16 protein-coding genes are annotated in these 14920 nt (G+C 63.0%); 10 read left to right on the top strand and 6 right to left on the bottom strand.

What is annotated here, in order from left to right; translation table 11 throughout:
* Window positions 1–46 precede the first annotated feature (46 nt).
* From AB7783_RS26030 to AB7783_RS26015, 4 genes are read right to left on the bottom strand one after another with little or no spacing between them, the layout of a single operon-like run.
* A complete protein-coding gene (locus AB7783_RS26030) occupies window positions 47–1222 on the bottom strand; it encodes an MFS transporter (RefSeq protein ID WP_441279172.1) in 1176 nt (391 codons plus the stop codon).
* 1 nt (window position 1223) lies between these two features.
* Complete coding sequence (gene arsB, locus AB7783_RS26025) at window positions 1224–2255, bottom strand: ACR3 family arsenite efflux transporter (RefSeq protein WP_439065955.1); 1032 nt, start codon at window positions 2253–2255, stop codon at window positions 1224–1226.
* A gap of 31 nt (window positions 2256–2286) precedes the next feature.
* Window positions 2287–2739 carry an arsenate reductase (glutaredoxin) gene (arsC, locus tag AB7783_RS26020; protein WP_441279171.1) on the bottom strand — a complete coding sequence of 151 codons (453 nt, stop codon included), beginning with the start codon at window positions 2737–2739 and terminating at the stop codon, window positions 2287–2289.
* The gene (locus tag AB7783_RS26015) at window positions 2732–3085 is read right to left on the bottom strand and encodes an ArsR/SmtB family transcription factor (protein ID WP_309947950.1); all 354 of its coding nucleotides are present in this window, start codon (window positions 3083–3085) and stop codon (window positions 2732–2734) included. Before AB7783_RS26015 ends, arsC begins: the two co-directional genes overlap by 8 nt.
* Window positions 3086–3127: 42 nt before the next feature.
* Between AB7783_RS26015 and AB7783_RS26010 the strand changes: the two genes are divergently transcribed.
* Window positions 3128–3667, top strand: coding sequence for a DUF6428 family protein (locus tag AB7783_RS26010; protein ID WP_309947952.1), 540 nt, complete (start codon window positions 3128–3130; stop codon window positions 3665–3667).
* 69 nt (window positions 3668–3736) lie between these two features.
* Here AB7783_RS26010 and AB7783_RS26005 read toward each other — a convergent pair whose 3' ends face one another.
* Window positions 3737–4717: a LysR substrate-binding domain-containing protein gene (locus tag AB7783_RS26005; protein WP_309947954.1), complete on the bottom strand. Its 981-nt coding sequence runs from the start codon at window positions 4715–4717 to the stop codon at window positions 3737–3739.
* Between the two features lie 205 nt (window positions 4718–4922).
* Between AB7783_RS26005 and AB7783_RS26000 the strand changes: the two genes are divergently transcribed.
* The 3 genes from AB7783_RS26000 to AB7783_RS25990 all read left to right on the top strand — a co-directional run bounded on the left by AB7783_RS26000 (window position 4923) and on the right by AB7783_RS25990 (window position 7753).
* Complete coding sequence (locus AB7783_RS26000) at window positions 4923–5309, top strand: cupin (RefSeq protein WP_068733870.1); 387 nt, start codon at window positions 4923–4925, stop codon at window positions 5307–5309.
* An 88-nt stretch (window positions 5310–5397) separates the two neighbouring features.
* Window positions 5398–6621, top strand: a complete 1224-nt coding sequence (locus AB7783_RS25995) for an FAD-dependent oxidoreductase (protein ID WP_441279170.1) — start codon at window positions 5398–5400, stop codon at window positions 6619–6621.
* Window positions 6622–6775: 154 nt separating this feature from the next.
* On the top strand, window positions 6776–7753 hold the full coding sequence (locus AB7783_RS25990; RefSeq protein ID WP_176454493.1) for a Bug family tripartite tricarboxylate transporter substrate binding protein: 978 nt from the start codon (window positions 6776–6778) through the stop codon (window positions 7751–7753).
* A gap of 392 nt (window positions 7754–8145) precedes the next feature.
* On the opposite strand, the gene AB7783_RS25985 is transcribed toward AB7783_RS25990, so the two are convergent.
* Window positions 8146–10380, bottom strand: a complete 2235-nt coding sequence (locus AB7783_RS25985; RefSeq protein ID WP_092140036.1) for a putative bifunctional diguanylate cyclase/phosphodiesterase — start codon at window positions 10378–10380, stop codon at window positions 8146–8148.
* A gap of 378 nt (window positions 10381–10758) precedes the next feature.
* Between AB7783_RS25985 and mepA the strand changes: the two genes are divergently transcribed.
* From mepA to modC, 6 genes are all read left to right on the top strand, one after another.
* Window positions 10759–11694, top strand: a complete 936-nt coding sequence (gene mepA, locus AB7783_RS25980) for a penicillin-insensitive murein endopeptidase (RefSeq protein ID WP_441279169.1) — start codon at window positions 10759–10761, stop codon at window positions 11692–11694.
* A 151-nt stretch (window positions 11695–11845) separates the two neighbouring features.
* On the top strand, window positions 11846–12055 hold the full coding sequence (locus AB7783_RS25975; protein WP_089262895.1) for a TOBE domain-containing protein: 210 nt from the start codon (window positions 11846–11848) through the stop codon (window positions 12053–12055).
* Window positions 12056–12057: 2 nt separating this feature from the next.
* Complete coding sequence (locus AB7783_RS25970) at window positions 12058–12555, top strand: hypothetical protein (RefSeq protein WP_441279168.1); 498 nt, start codon at window positions 12058–12060, stop codon at window positions 12553–12555.
* A gap of 192 nt (window positions 12556–12747) precedes the next feature.
* On the top strand, window positions 12748–13533 hold the full coding sequence (gene modA / locus AB7783_RS25965) for a molybdate ABC transporter substrate-binding protein (protein WP_441279167.1): 786 nt from the start codon (window positions 12748–12750) through the stop codon (window positions 13531–13533).
* A 3-nt stretch (window positions 13534–13536) separates the two neighbouring features.
* Window positions 13537–14232, top strand: coding sequence for a molybdate ABC transporter permease subunit (gene modB / locus AB7783_RS25960; RefSeq protein WP_068733848.1), 696 nt, complete (start codon window positions 13537–13539; stop codon window positions 14230–14232).
* A gap of 2 nt (window positions 14233–14234) precedes the next feature.
* Window positions 14235–14915: a molybdenum ABC transporter ATP-binding protein gene (gene modC, locus AB7783_RS25955; RefSeq protein ID WP_441279166.1), complete on the top strand. Its 681-nt coding sequence runs from the start codon at window positions 14235–14237 to the stop codon at window positions 14913–14915.
* Window positions 14916–14920: the final 5 nt, after the last annotated feature.

Raw genomic sequence — 14920 nt, 5'->3', positions numbered from 1 at the left:
GCGCAATTGCACGCCTGGTCGGGCGGCACGTTAGTTTTCATCGCATTTAAACGATGGCACTCGTTGCCGGCTTCGCCGCTGGGGTCCTTAGCCAAAACAGCGCCAGGAACGCGAGCGACGTCAGCCCGCCTGTGAGCGCCAGCGCGACGCGCGGGCCACCGTGATCCAGCACAATGCCGAACAGCAGCGGCGCTGCGCCCTGCAGGATGCGCGCCGGCGCGGCCAACCAGCCGGTTCGCATGCCGTATCCGACGGCGCCAAACATGGCCAGCGGAAGTGTCCCGCGCGCGATCGTGAACAGGCCATTGCCGGCACCGTGCAGAAGGGCGAATGGAAGTGCCACGGGCGCTCCGAACAGGATCAGCAATCCGGCGCCGACGGGATGTAGGCCCGCGGCCAAGCGTGCGGATATCATCGCCGACGCATGTCGTAGCAGACCGAATTCCCCGATCCGGGCTGCGACTTGCGCAGGCCCCATCAAAGCCCCGGCGAGCACGGCCTGCGCCGGGGTGGCCCCGAGCGCTTCCAGCAGGCGCGGCATGTGCGCGGCAAAGGCGGTGGTGACAAACCAGGTCGCACCGAAGACGCCCGCCAGAACGATCATCGCCCATGGAATGCCTGATGTTGGGACGGCAGGCTCATCCAGATGCGCATGCGGCGGCGCCTTCGGAACGAGAAAGCGGTTGAGCGGCAGACCGATGACGATGTGCAACGCGGCCCATGCGAAGCAGGCGCCACGCCAGCCTAAGGCATCGATCATCGCGGCACTGAGGGGCCAGCCGATGGTACTCGCAAAGCCGGCGAACAGGGTGATGCCGGTGATCGCACTGCGGGCCTGTCGCCCCCACAATCCCGCAACCGTCGCAAACGCAGCCTCATACAGGCCGAAACCCATGCCGGCGCCGATGACCAGCCAGGCCAGGGCCAGCGTGATCGGCCCCGTTGCAACCGCAAGCAAGGCCAGCCCCGCCGCAAACATCAGATTGGTGGCGACAAGCACGTCCCGGCCACCGCTGCGGTCGATCATGCGGCCGGCGAGCGGCCCGAGCAAACCCGACACCAGCAGCGCCACGGAGAACATGGCGAAGAACCACGTCCTGGACAGATGCAGGTCGTCGCAAATGGGAGCCGCGAACACGGCCGGAACATAGTAGCTGGAAGCCCATGCCAGTGTCTGCGTCGTACCGAGCGCGGATACGACTTGCCAACGAACGACTGCCACCTCAGGTCACAGCTCCCCGCTCGTACCAGTCCCGTGTCGCCTTCACGATGTGAACCACAGAGAGCATCACCGGCACCTCGATCAGAACGCCGACGACCGTTGCCAGTGCCGCGCCCGATTGAAAACCGAACAGTGCGATCGCCGCCGCCACGGCGAGCTCGAAGAAATTCGATGCGCCGATCAGGGCGGAAGGACCGGCCACGCACCAGGCGACGCCGAGGCGGCGGTTGAGCCAGTAGGCGAGACCGGCATTGAAATAGACCTGGATCAGGATCGGGACGGCGAGCAGTGCAATGACCATCGGCTGCCGTGTGATCTGCTCGCCTTGCAGGCCGAACAACAGCACCAGGGTCAGCAGGAGCGCGACGAGCGATACCGGGCCGAGTAGCGACAGCGCCTGCGATAGCGCCGCCTCGCCTCCCCTCGCCAGCAATGCGCGCCGCCAGAACTGCGCGATCGCCACAGGCACGATGATGTAGAGCAGGACGGACAACAGCAACGTGCCCCAAGGCACGATGATGGATGACAGTCCGAGCAGAAGGCCGACGATCGGAGCGAAGGCAACCACCATGATGGTGTCATTGAGCGCGACCTGTCCAAGTGTGAAGTTCGGCTCGCCATCGACCAGATTCGACCAGACAAACACCATCGCCGTACAAGGCGCCGCGGCAAGCAGAATCAGACCGGCCGTATAGCTATCGATCTGGTCCGCGGGCAGATAAGGCCTGAACAGATGGCCAATGAACAGCCAGGCAAGCAGCGCCATCGAGAACGGCTTCACCAGCCAGTTGATTCCGACGGTCGCGGCAATGCCGCGCCAGTGTGCGCCAACGTGACCGAGCGCTCCGAGGTCCACCTTGAGCAGCATGGGAATGATCATCAGCCAGACGAGAACAGCCACCGGCAGATTGACCTGTGCAATCTCCGCCGAGCCCAGCGCATGGAAAACGGCCGGCATCCATCGCCCCAGCAGAATCCCGACGACAATGCAGAGACCGACCCAGATCGTGAGATAGCGCTCGAACAAGCCCATGGCTGGAGCGGAAACCGGCCTGCCGATGGCCTCACTGGTCATGACGTTGTCCTGCGATCCGCTGGCCGCTCGCATCCACGACCCGGTCGCCATCCTCTTTCGAGAACGCTCCAAGCTGTGGAGTGGGCATGATGTCCAGAACCGCTTCAGATGGCCGGCAGAGCCTCACACCGAGCGCCGAGACCACGATCGGGCGGTTCATCAGAACCGGATGGGCTTCGATGGCGTCGAGCAACTGTGCGTCGGTCAGACTGGCGTCGGAGAGGCCCAGCTCGGCATAGGGCGTTCCCTTCTCGCGCAGGATTTCGCGCACCGATATGCCGGCGCGCGCGAGCAACTGAACGAGCAGAACCCGCGACGGCGGTGTCTTCAGATACTCGATGATATGCGGCTCGATGCCGGCATTGCGGATCATGGCCAGCGTGTTGCGCGAGGTGCCGCAATCCGGGTTGTGATAGATGATGACGTCGACGCTATCAGGCACGTGACAGCTCCTTGCCATCCAACGTGCATGCGGACGCCGTGGCCGGCATACAGATGTCGGGATGACCCGCGCAGCAATCCCGCATCAGGAACTGGATGAGGCCCGACAGGGCGTCGTAGTCAGCCGTGTAGACAATCGAGCGGGCCTCCCGCTTCGCGCTGGCAAGGCCAGCCTGGGTCAGCTCCTTCAGATGGAAGGACACGTTCGAGGCCGACACGCCTGCAGCCTCCGCGACGGCGCCGGCCGGCATCCCGGCGGGACCGGCCTGCACGAGCAGGCGCACGATGCGAAGCCGTGTCTCCTGGGACAGGGCTGCGAAAGCCGACAGGGCTTGACGTTCTTCCATATTTCAATAATCCTAAAAATATCGAATCATGGAGTAACATCGATGCTGGACCTTGCCAAGCCGGAAATTCCGCCTTCGCCGCAGATCGCCGCCGACGACATCAGCATCGGGGCGCTCCTCGCCGCCTGCGACGCGGCACCGGCATTGCCCTTGGTGTTCACCTATAGCGGTCACAGCATTCAGGCGGGCTACCACATCACCGAAGTCAAGGCGGGCGCCTTTTCCGCACTTGATTGCGGCGGCAATCCCGAAGCGTGGTCGGAGATCTTCGTACAGTTGTGGGACATCGTCGAAGATGACCGGACCCATATGACGGCGGCTAAATTCGCCGCCATCATCCGGAAAGTCTCCGACCATGTCGCTCTCGATGCCAATGCGCGGCTGACCTTCGAAGTGAGCGATGGCGTCGCGCCGATGCAACTACACTGCGCGGATACCCCGCGCATACAGGGCGACGTTCTCACGGTGACGCTTGCCCCGCGTCCGGCGAGTTGCAAGCCACGCGACCGCTGGCTGGAGGCGCAGAAGGAAGCCAGTGCATGCTGCGCGCCGGTATCGTCCAAAAGCACGTGCTGCCGGTAGACGCCGCGGTTCAGACCGGAGACCTGTTACTGGACTCTCAACGAGAGCGCGCGGTAGAGCCCACAATCATTATCCTTTGCCACCTGCAGTCGTTGCGCTGCGTCGATCCGCGAGGCGACCAGTCTCTTTTGGCAAAGCTCCTGGCGAGGAGCCGGGATGCGCAGACGCCTGGGCTTGCGACAGCAACCATGCGCGGAATGCCTGCAGCAAAGGATTTTCGGCTTTCTCCTCCGGACAGGCGAAATAGTACGAGCCGACGCTTTTTAGCGTCAGGCTCGACAACACCTTCAATTTGCCCGACCTGAGTTGATCGGAGATCAGGAATTCCGGAAGCAGGGCGACGCCAAGACCGGAGCTCGCCGCGCTGATCAAAGTGGACTGGATATCGAAACGCGGCCCGCGGATCACATTCGTGCCGCCGAGCTCCGCAGCGTCGAACCAGCGACGCCATGCATCGGCGCGTGTGACGAGATGCAGAAGCCGCAGCTCGGCGACCTCGCTCGGCGGCAATTCGCCGCGCCTGCCGATCAGCGTCGGCGATCCGACCGGCAGAAGAATTTCGTCGAACAGATGGTCTGCCTGCGTGCCGGGCCAGTCCGGCTGGCCGAAGTAGAGGGCACCATCGAGCGCGGTCTCGCTGAAGAAGAAGCGCGTGTTGCGCGCACTCACATTGACGGCGACGCCGGGATGGCGCGCATAGAAGTCCGGCAGGCGCGGAATGAGCCACTGGGCGCCGACAGTGGGCAGCGCCGCGACGTCCAGAACCATGCCGTCGGCCTCATAGCCCATGATCTCGAGCGCATCGCGCTCGATCCGCTCGATCGTCTGCGCCACGCGGGTGCTGTAGGCCGCCCCTGCCCGCGTCAACGTGATGCGTTTCTTGATCCGATGAAACAGTTTCACGCCGAGCTGCGTCTCCAGCTGCGCAATCTGGCGCGACACCGCACTTTCGGTCAGCGCGAGTTCGCTGGCGGCACGGGTGACGCTGAGGTGTTTGGCAGCCGCGCTGAACGCCATCAGCGCGCCGAGGCTCGGTATTCTGCGGCGCATAGTTCATTCCAAAAACGCAAGATGTCCGCAGATTAAATTGTTTGCACGCCTAAGCACAAGGCAACAATCTCCCCGCGGATGACAAAAGTCATGGCGGGCGGCGACCTCTGGCGAGGTCACGCCCCGGCAACGGTCTCAAGACATGCAGACTGCAGCGCGGTGCCCCGCACAGGTGCTTCGGTCATCAACTTCAAGGAGCACATCAGTGGCAGTCAACAAATTGCATGACGAATTCCACACGCTCGACATGGAGAGCGGCTGGCAATTGCCCGAGGGCTACGATCCCGCGTCGGGCGCGCTGGAGAAGATCCTGTCCGGATCGCTCGATACCGCGAACAAACGCGGCAGCCGGACGCGATTGCTGAAGTTCCCTCCGGGTCTCTTCACCACGCAGCAGATCGTTCACGACCACTGGGAAGAAGTCTTTCTCGTCTCCGGCGACCTGATCGTTGGCAATGACGAGAACGGGCAAGGCGGCACGCCATTCGCCGGCTACACCTACGCCGTCAGACCGCCAGGCGCGTGGCATGGTCCGTTCAAATCCGAGGGCGGCTGCCTGCTTCTCGAAATGCACTACTACGATCCCGCCTGAGAGCCCAGAGACGATGACGGCAGCCTCTTAGAGGGGCCGCCGATCCGAGCCGATGCTCACTGAAATCCCCGCAAGAGGTCTTGATAGAATGAGTAATGCGAAGCTTCCCGTCATCATCGCCGGCGCAGGGCCGGTCGGCATGGTGGCTGCCGCAGATCTGGTGCGACAGAACATTCCGGTTCTGGTGCTCGAGAAGAACGACGCGCTGAGCAGCGAGTCGCGCGCATCGACGTTCCATCCGCCCACGCTGGACATGCTCGACGATCTCGGTTTCGCCAGCACGTTGATTGCACAGGGGCTGAAGGCACCGACAGTGCAGTACAGCTCGTCCGAGGACGGTGTGCTCGGAACATTCGATTTCGCGGCGATCTCCGATCTGGTGCGGCATCCGTTCCGTCTGCAAGCCGAGCAATTCAAGCTCACGCGCATCATTCTGGATGCCCTGTCCGGCAATCCATTGTTCTCGATCGCGTTCGGCAGCGAGGTCAAATCGGTCGAGCAGAGCAGCGATACCGTCAAGGTGGTGGTCACGGCCAACGGCCACGACACCACGCATGAATGCGCCTGGCTGATCGGCGCCGATGGCGCGAACAGCATCGTTCGCCGCAGCCAGGACATGGAATTCGAGGGCTTCACCTGGCCCGAGCGTTTCCTCGTGATGACGACACCGGTCGATTTCACCGCGCTTCGGCCGGGCGTCTCATCGGTCAGCTATGTCGCCGATCCCGAACGCTGGTACTTCCTTCTGCGTATCCTCGGCGCATGGCGCGTGATGATGCCGGTGGCCGCGGAAACATCCGATGACGAAGCACTGTCCGAAGCCTATGTGACGGCGTCGATCCGGCGGATCGTTCCCGCAGAGCTGGACGCCCCCATCCTCCACACCACGCTCTATCGTGTGCACCAGCGCGTCGCCGCGAACTTCCAGAAAGGCCGCACATTCCTGGCCGGTGACGCCGCCCATATCAACAACCCGCTCGGCGGCATGGGCATGAATGGCGGCATTCATGATGCATTGAACCTGACCGCGAAGCTGGGTCCAGTCATCAACGGCACGGCTGATGAGAGCATTCTCGCCGATTACGATCTGCAGCGCCGGACGGTCACGATGCAGGCCATTCAGGGCGACACCATCCGCAACAAGAAGAACCTCGAAGCGAAAGACGAAGCCGATCGCGCGCGTTTCCGCGACGACATTCGCGCAGCAGCCGCCTATCCGGAAAAGGCACGAGCGCTATTGCGCCGGATCGCGATGCTCGACTCGCTTGAGCGGGCCGGTGCGTTGCATGTGGCTGAGCACCGCCCGGGGTGATCAGCAACTCTCTCTGAGACGATGTCGACGGCAACCGGTCACTCGGCTGGATAAGAACCGCGGCAGTGGAAGCGCCAGTAAGCCTGGAGGAGCCAACACCATGGTTCCCAAGATGTCACGCAGGAGTTTCAGAATGCCAAGCAAGGATTTACGGATGAAGTGGACGACGTTTCTTTTGGCGGCGCTGGTAGCGCCTGTCGCCTTGGGCGTGCCCGGCGCGGCAGCGGCCGGCTTTCCGGAAAAAATGATCACAATCGTGGTCCCTTATCCGGCTGGAAGCACGGCGGACGCGATTCCACGACTAGTGGCTCCGCTGATGTCGAAGTCGCTCGGCGTCACCGTGATCATCGAGAACCGCGGCGGCGCCAACGGCTCGATCGGGGCGGCTCGCGTCGCCGCTTCGCCGGCGGATGGCTATACGATTCTGCTCGCGACAACCGGCATGATGGCGATCAATCCGTGGATCTATGAAAAGCCCGCCTATAATTCCGAAAAGGATTTCGCGCCCATCACCAATGGCGCTTCGACGCCGAACATCTTGGTCGTCAATCCGTCGGTCAAGGCGAACTCGCTGAAGGAACTGGTGGCGCTGGCCAAGGCCGAGCCGGGCAAGCTGACATTTGCGTCAGCCGGTATCGGCAGCACGAGCCATCTGTGCGGCGAGACGCTGAAGGTGCTCGAAGGCATCGATGCCGTCCACATCCCGTATCAGGGCGCAGCTCCGGCACTTCAGGATGTCATCGGTGGTCAGGTGTCCATGATGTGCGATAATCTGTCGAACACGGTCCAGCAGGTACAAAGCGGAGCGCTGAGGCCCATCGTCGTGACCGCGCCTGAACCAAGCAAGCAGCTGCCCAATGTGCCGACGTCACCGCAGGCAGGCTATCCCGATCTCCTCGCGGGCAACTGGTACGGCTTTGTCGCTCCATCGGCGACCCCCAAGGACGTGATTGAGAAGCTCAACACATCGATCGTGGAGGCGTTGCGAGATTCAACTGTTTCGGCTCGCCTGGAAGGCCTTGGTTTGACCGTGATCGCGGACAAACCCGATCAGTTCGGAGCTGTCATCGCCAAGGATTCTGCGCGGATGGAAAATATCGTGAAGCGCTCGAAAGCGAAGATTTCCAACTAGGGATTTTTCGTCATCCCTCCGAGCTTAAACTGATCTTGACTTTAGTCCTAGATTGAGTTACCTCGATTCCAGCCTGCTCGATTGCTGCGTGCTCATGACACACAGCATCGATCAGACTGCAGCGGCGACCCGGTCATCCGGGCAGCTGCTGGTGGAGCGCCGGGAGGCGCAGCGTTCGCTCGGCGGGCTTCGCACCCCCACCGATGTCGTAACGCGCGCGTCTTCCCTGCGGGACTCGCAATCCCGCCGGTGCTGACGTGCGGGCCGGCCCTCGCAAGGCCAGCCTCAAGGGGTCTCGCAACCCCCTGGCGCCTCCCGGCGCTCCATTCTCGCAATGGGAAACGGGACGAAGGGTCGTCCGCACCCTCACGAAGCGGAGATCGGCGCGTGCCTTATGCGACCTGCGCGCGGACGGACAGTTCCGCATCCGGCGCAGCAATGGCCTGAGCGCGCAGCAGCTCGACAATCTCCTCATTCGGCCGCGCCCGGCTGAACAGGAAGCCCTGCCCTTCATGGCAGCCTTCGCTGCGCAGGCAGGCGAGTTCGGATTCTGTCTCGACGCCTTCCGCCGTGATGGTGACACCGAGGCCCATGCCGAGGCTGATGATCGAGCGCACGATGGCCTGCGCATCGCGATTGGAGCCGAGATCGCGCACGAAGGACTGGTCGATCTTGATCTTGTCGAACGGAAAGCTTCTGAGATAGCTCAGCGACGAATAGCCGGTGCCGAAATCGTCCATCGATATGCGAACGCCGAGCGCGCGCAGCGCGTGCAACGTCGCCAGCACCTGATTGCTCTTTTCCAGCAGCAGCGTCTCGGTGATCTCCAGTTCAAGCCGCCGCGGCGGCAAGCCCGAATGCTTCAGCGCATCCATCACCACCGAGAGCAGATTGCCGACGCGGAACTGCAGCGGCGACAGGTTGACTGCGACGCGCACTTCATCGGGCCAGCGCGCGGCCTCGTTGCAGGCGCGGCGCAGGATCTGCGTGCCGAGCGCATTGATCAGGCCGGTGTCTTCTGCCACCGGGATGAAATCCGCCGGCGAGATCATGCCGCGCTCCGCATGCGGCCAGCGCACCAGCGCCTCGCAGCCGGTGATGCGACCGGTCTTGAGATCGATCAGCGGCTGGTAGAAGGGTCGGAGCTGATCGTCCTGAATGGCGGAGCGCAGATCGATTTCGATCTTGCGACGCGCTTGTGCACGAGCGTCCATGCCGGACTCGAAGAAGCTGAAGGTGCCGCGCGAGTCGTTCTTGGCGCGCGACAGCGCCATGTCGGCGTTCTTGAGCAATCGCTCGGATTCGTCGCCATCGCTCGGCGCCATCGCGATGCCGATGCTGGCGCCGATGACCACCGAATGACCGTCGAGCAGATAGGTCTCACCGACGGCGTCGAGCAGCCGGCGCGCCAGCAGCACGACATCCTCGGGACGGTTGATGCCGGTCTGGATGATGGCGAATTCGTCGGAATTCAGCCGCGCCAGCGCGTCTTCCTCGCGCAATGACGACCGCAACCGCCGCGCCACGCCGCGCAGCAGCTTGTCGCCGATACCATGGCCGAGCGTGTCGTTGACGCCCTTGAAGTTGTCGAGGCCGAGAAACAGCACCGCGACCTTCTCGCCGGTGCGCCGCGTATGTGCGAGGACCTCGTCGAGACGCTGGCGCAGCAGGTTGCGATTTGGCAGGCCGGTGAGGCCATCATGATGCGACATGAAAGCCAGCCGCATCTCGGCGCGCTTGCGCTCCGTGATATCCATCAGCGCCAGCATCACGGCTGGCTCCTCGTTGTAGACGAGGTGCCGCGAATAGATCGCCAGATCGATCAGCGAGCCGTCGGCCTTGACGTGTTTCCAGGTTCGCGCGGCCTGCTCGTCATTGGCGTGATCGCCGACCCAGGGCGGGGCGGCCTCGAAGGCCTGCAACTGGCGGATGGTGAGCTTCTCGAACTCCGGACGCGTGTAACCGTAATGTTCGATCGCAGCGTCGTTGACGCTGAGGATGCGTTCGTCATCAAGCGCACAGACGATCATCGGCACCGGATTGCTCTCGAACAGCAGGCGGAACGACGCCTCGCGCTGTTTCAGCTCGGTAATGTCGACGCGCAGACCGATGACACCGCCGTCTTCGGTGAGCCGCTCTTCGATCAGGACGACGCGACCATCAGCCAGAACCTGCTCGTGGCGCTCGCCGGGATGGAACAGTTTGGCGACGCGTTCTGCGATCCATTCGTCCTCGCGGCCGATGGCTTCAGGATAGTCGCCGCGCTCGACACCGACGCGGATCGTGTCCTGCAGACGCGCACCCGGCACGAACTGATCCGAGCTGCGGTTGTAGATTTCCGCGTACTTTTTGTTCCAGAGGATGTAGCGCCCATCGGAATCGAGAAACACGATGCCTTGCGGCAGGATGTCGATCGCCTCGCGCAGACGCTCGTGGGATTTACGGGCTTCCGCGATCGCCGCCTCGGCCTGGGCACGCTGGCGCACGATCTCGCGAATGGGACCGCTGACAAGACCCTTTTTCGGCGCCAGTTTCGGCGCAGCCGCGATCGCCCGGCTCGGCCGGGTGATCCGAGACGCCAGTCCGGCTTTCGCTTTCTTTTTCGCTTCAGGCCGGAACTTCGGCATCAATGATCCACTCGCAACGCGCGTGTGATAATATGTGCAAGAAGTGTCTGAAAAAACGGTATCAATGCCCGTTCACAGCAACCGATTACCGTCTGAATTGCGCGCCTGTACACATCCCGTGCCTTCACAACAGGCAAAAACCGTGGGCCTATGGTTACCCGTGTCTGGACGTCAGCGGGTCACGCGCGATCATCCCCGCCAAGTGAGAGACGCAAGCGGCTCGAAACGCTGATCAAACGACTGAGCCGGTGGCAACAGAAGGACCGGCAAACCCAAACGCAAGAAAAAGCGCCAGCGTCAGACGTGGTTACCCGCGCGTTAAAATCATGCGTGCCGCAGGTCACTCACCTCATCGACAGCTTCAGCTATAGTCGCAGCATGAGCCTTCGCCTGATTCTCAGCCTCATATTCCTGCCCCCCGTCATTGCTTCAACGCCGCTGGCGTTGGCGCAAACCAAAGGCAGCGTCGATCTGAAACCGCTGCCGCCGCTGGCCAATCCGAACGACCCGGCCATCGGCGCCAAAGAACTATTCGGCCGCAAGGTGCTGCCGACGAAATCGCCGGTGCGCGTGGTCGGCTTCTACGCCAAGGGCTGCATCGCAGGCGCCGAAGCGCTGCCGATCAATGGGCCGACCTGGCAGGTGATGCGGCTGTCGCGCAATCGCAACTGGGCGCATCCGCAACTGGTCGAGCTGCTGGAGCGGCTATCGGTCAAGGCTAACAAGAACGCCGGCTGGCCAGGCATCCTGGTCGGCGACATGTCGCAGCCGCGCGGCGGCCCGATGATCACAGGCCATGCCAGCCATCAGGTCGGGCTTGATGCCGATATCTGGCTGACGCCGATGCCGAACCGCCAGCTCTCGCGCAACGAGCGTGAGGAGATGTCGGCGGTAATGATGGTGCGGCACGACCGGCTCGACATCGATCCGACTACCTGGACGCCGTCCCATCTGCCGGTGATCCGCGCCGCGGCGCTGGAGCCCAGCGTGGAGCGCATCTTCGTCAACGCCGCCATCAAGAAGGCGCTGTGCCGCGAAGCCAAGGGCGACCGCAGCTGGCTGTCGAAGGTGCGGCCGATGTACGGCCATGATTATCACTTCCATGTCCGCATCAAATGCCCGGTCGGCAGTGCCGAATGCGAAGCCCAGCCACCGCCGACTGATTCCGAGGGCTGCAGCGCCGGCGATCTGGCTTACTGGTTCAGCGATGCCGTACTGCATCCGAAACCGCCGCCGGTTCCGCCCAAGCCGAAGCCGCCGATGACGCTCGCAGAAATGCCGGCTGCGTGCCGACAGGTTCTGACGGCACCGTGATCGGCCGACTGGCTATCGCATTGTCGTGAAACCGGGTTAGAACACGCCATCGTTGTGCCGTAAGCCGACGATCAACAACGGGCGCCCCTCCCGCACTCCTTCCATATCAGCCGCGGCTGCCAGCTGCCCGGCCCAATCGGCGAGATCCAACATGCGCATCAGTGCACGCAACCAGATCAAGGGTACTGTCCTCGAAGTCACCAAGGGCGCGACCACGTCGCATGTCCGCGTCGACATCGGCGGCGGCCAGGTCGTGACCTCGTCAATCACCAACGAAGCCGTTGACGATCTGGCGCTCAAGGCCGGCGGCAAATGCATCGTCGTGGTGAAAGCCTCCGACGTCATGATCGCGGTGGATTGATTATGTATGCGCGTCTGATTGTCGCGCTCACACTGCTCGGTTCGGCGCCTGCATGGGCTGCCGAGCCAAGCGGCTGTGACAAATTCAAGTGGCCGATCGACAAGGAGCGCGCCGCACTCACGGCGCAAGATCGCCCCAAGATTGTCTCAGGTGCCGACCTCGCAATTCCCTCTGCAGCGACGCTCGATCTGAAGACGCCCGGTGATGCCAAGCTGCCGACGCCCCCGGAGCGAAAGCCGAAAGACGGCACATTTGCAGGCTTTGCGCGCTTCCAGAAGGCGCCGAAGGCTGGCACATACACCGTCAGCCTGTCGTCGGCGGCGTGGGTCGACGTGGTGCAGGATGGCGAGATCCTGAAGCCGATGGAGTTCAGCGGCGCGACCGACTGCGCCGGCATCCGCAAGACCATGAAGTACGATCTCGCGGCAGGTCCGTTCGTGATCCAGGTCAGCGGCGTGACTGAAAACACCATCAGCCTGGCCGTGCTGCCGTCCGAGTGACGGCAGCCTTAGAGGCCTCCGCGCCCAAGGGCCTTTACCCACTTGGCCAGCCTGATATTATTCCCCAGCGATATCCCTGCGGACCGTAAGTCCTCGGGATTGCCGGAACGGCGCTTCCGCCTGTCGCATGTCCCACCCAACCAACGCCTGAGTTGCGCGCACTTTGCGCTGCGCTCACGCATGGAGCGCCACATGAACCGTTTTGCCGGACTTTTCGCTGTGTTCTCGATCCTGCTCGGATCGACCTTCACGCCTGCCCATGCGCAGGACAAAACCCTCACCGTGTTCGCCGCAGCGTCGATGAAGAACGCGCTCGACGAGCTCGATGCCGCCTACACTGCCAAGACCGGCGTGAAGATCACCGCCAGCTATGCTGCAAGCTCGGCGCTCGCCAAGCAGATCGAACAGGGCGCGCCGGCCGACGTCTTCGTGTCCGCTGACACCGACTGGATGGACTACGCCATCGGCAAAAAGAACATCAACGTCGCCACGCGCACCGACCTGCTCGGCAACAGCATCGTGCTGATCGCCGCAAAGGACGCCAAGCTCGACAACGTCGCCATCGGTCAAGGCTTCGATCTCGCCAAGCTCGCCGGCGACGGCAAGATCGCCACCGGCGATGTGAAGTCGGTCCCGGTCGGCAAATACGCAAAGGCCGCGCTTGAGAAGCTCGGCAGCTGGACCGCCGCCGAGTCGAAATTCGCCATGGCCGAGAGCGTGCGCGCGGCGCTGACGCTGGTCTCGCGCGGTGAAGCTCCGCTTGGCATCGTCTATGCGACCGATGCCAAGATCGATCCGGGCGTGAAGATCATCGGCACCTTCCCGTCGGACTCGCACCCGGCGATCATCTATCCGGTCGCGGCGACCACCACCGCGAAGACCGAAGCTGCCGACTACCTGACCTTCCTGAGGTCATCGACCGCAAAGACGGTTCTTGAGAAGTACGGCTTCACGTTCCTGGTCAAGCCAACGTCCTGACACGTGTCCGACATCTCCCCTGAAGAATGGACGGCGATCCTGCTTTCAGTCAGGGTCGCCGTGATCGCGACATTGATCTCGACGCCGATTGGAATCGGCGTCGCTTGGCTGCTCGCGCGACGTGACTTCTGGGGCAAGCCGATCATCGACGCCATAATCTATCTGCCGCTGGTGCTGCCGCCCGTCGTCACCGGCTATCTGCTGCTGCTGCTGCTCGGCAAACGCGGCCTTCTCGGCGCCTGGCTCGCCGAACATCTCGGCATCGTCTTCGCCTTTCGCTGGACGGGTGCCGCGCTTGCATGCGGCGTGATGTCGTTCCCTCTGCTGGTGCGGCCGATCCGGCTCTCGATTGAAGCGGTTGACCGGCGGCTCGAACAGGCGTCGAGCACGCTCGGCGCATCGCCCTGGAAGGTGTTTGCGACGGTGACCCTGCCACTGGCGCTGCCCGGCGTCCTGGCCGGCATGGTGCTCGGCTTTGCCAAGGCCATCGGAGAATTCGGTGCCACCATTACTTTCGTCTCAAACATTCCCGGCGAGACCCAGACGATTTCCTCCGCTATCTACTCGTTGATCCAGACGCCCGACGGTGACGCGGCAGCCTCACGTCTGGTGATGATCTCCATCGGCATCGCCGTACTGGCGCTTATCGCTTCGGAATGGTTTGCGCGCCGCGCGACGCAACGGCTGCACGGAAACTGATCGTGCTGCGCGTTGATGTGTTCAAACAACTCGGCGAATTTTCGGTCGACGTCGCCTTCACCAGCGAAGGCCGCGTGACGGGCCTGTTCGGCTCCTCAGGTGCGGGCAAGACCTCGCTGGTCAGCATGATCGCCGGCCTCGTGCAGCCGGATCGCGGCATCATCGCCGTGGATGGCGACGTGCTCTATGACGGCAGCGCGCGCGTCCACGTCCCGCCGCATCGGCGCCGAATCGGCTATGTGTTTCAGGATGCACGACTGTTTCCGCATCTGAGCGTCGCGCAGAATCTCGATTACGGTCGCCGGATGAACCGTCTGACACGCGATCCCGCTGAGGAAACACGCATTACGGAGATGCTTGATATCGGACATCTGCTCGATCGCCGTCCCGGCGGCCTCTCGGGCGGCGAACGCCAGCGCGTCGCGCTGGGACGTGCGCTGCTATCTCAACCGAGGCTGCTACTGCTCGACGAACCTATGGGGGCGCTCGACGAGGAGCGGAAGGCGGAGATCCTGCCCTACCTCAAGCGACTGCGCGATGCAGGCGATGTGCCGATGGTCTTCGTCAGTCACGATGCTGACGAGATGCGGCAACTGGCGACGCAGGTCGTGATGCTGAAGCGTGGCCGTGTCGCAGCCTTCGGTGGCACCGAGATCCTGCCGCGTATCATCCCGGCAGCCTGAGCCAA

The sequence above is a fragment of the Tardiphaga sp. 172_B4_N1_3 genome, from assembly GCF_052076035.1.
Taxonomy (GTDB): Bacteria; Pseudomonadota; Alphaproteobacteria; order Rhizobiales; family Xanthobacteraceae; genus Tardiphaga; species Tardiphaga robiniae.
This window is presented reverse-complemented; position numbering and strand designations above follow the sequence as displayed.

Coding starts and splice junctions, on each gene's coding strand:
- AB7783_RS25975 (WP_089262895.1), top strand. CDS start 11,846: ATGCGCATCAGTGCACGCAACCAGATCAAGGGTACTGTCCTCGAAGTC.
- AB7783_RS25985 (WP_092140036.1), bottom strand. CDS start 10,380: ATGCCGAAGTTCCGGCCTGAAGCGAAAAAGAAAGCGAAAGCCGGACTG.
- AB7783_RS25990 (WP_176454493.1), top strand. CDS start 6,776: ATGAAGTGGACGACGTTTCTTTTGGCGGCGCTGGTAGCGCCTGTCGCC.
- modA (WP_441279167.1), top strand. CDS start 12,748: ATGAACCGTTTTGCCGGACTTTTCGCTGTGTTCTCGATCCTGCTCGGA.
- AB7783_RS25995 (WP_441279170.1), top strand. CDS start 5,398: ATGAGTAATGCGAAGCTTCCCGTCATCATCGCCGGCGCAGGGCCGGTC.
- AB7783_RS26010 (WP_309947952.1), top strand. CDS start 3,128: ATGCTGGACCTTGCCAAGCCGGAAATTCCGCCTTCGCCGCAGATCGCC.
- AB7783_RS26005 (WP_309947954.1), bottom strand. CDS start 4,717: ATGCGCCGCAGAATACCGAGCCTCGGCGCGCTGATGGCGTTCAGCGCG.
- mepA (WP_441279169.1), top strand. CDS start 10,759: ATGAGCCTTCGCCTGATTCTCAGCCTCATATTCCTGCCCCCCGTCATT.
- AB7783_RS26015 (WP_309947950.1), bottom strand. CDS start 3,085: ATGGAAGAACGTCAAGCCCTGTCGGCTTTCGCAGCCCTGTCCCAGGAG.
- arsB (WP_439065955.1), bottom strand. CDS start 2,255: ATGGGCTTGTTCGAGCGCTATCTCACGATCTGGGTCGGTCTCTGCATT.
- AB7783_RS25970 (WP_441279168.1), top strand. CDS start 12,058: ATGTATGCGCGTCTGATTGTCGCGCTCACACTGCTCGGTTCGGCGCCT.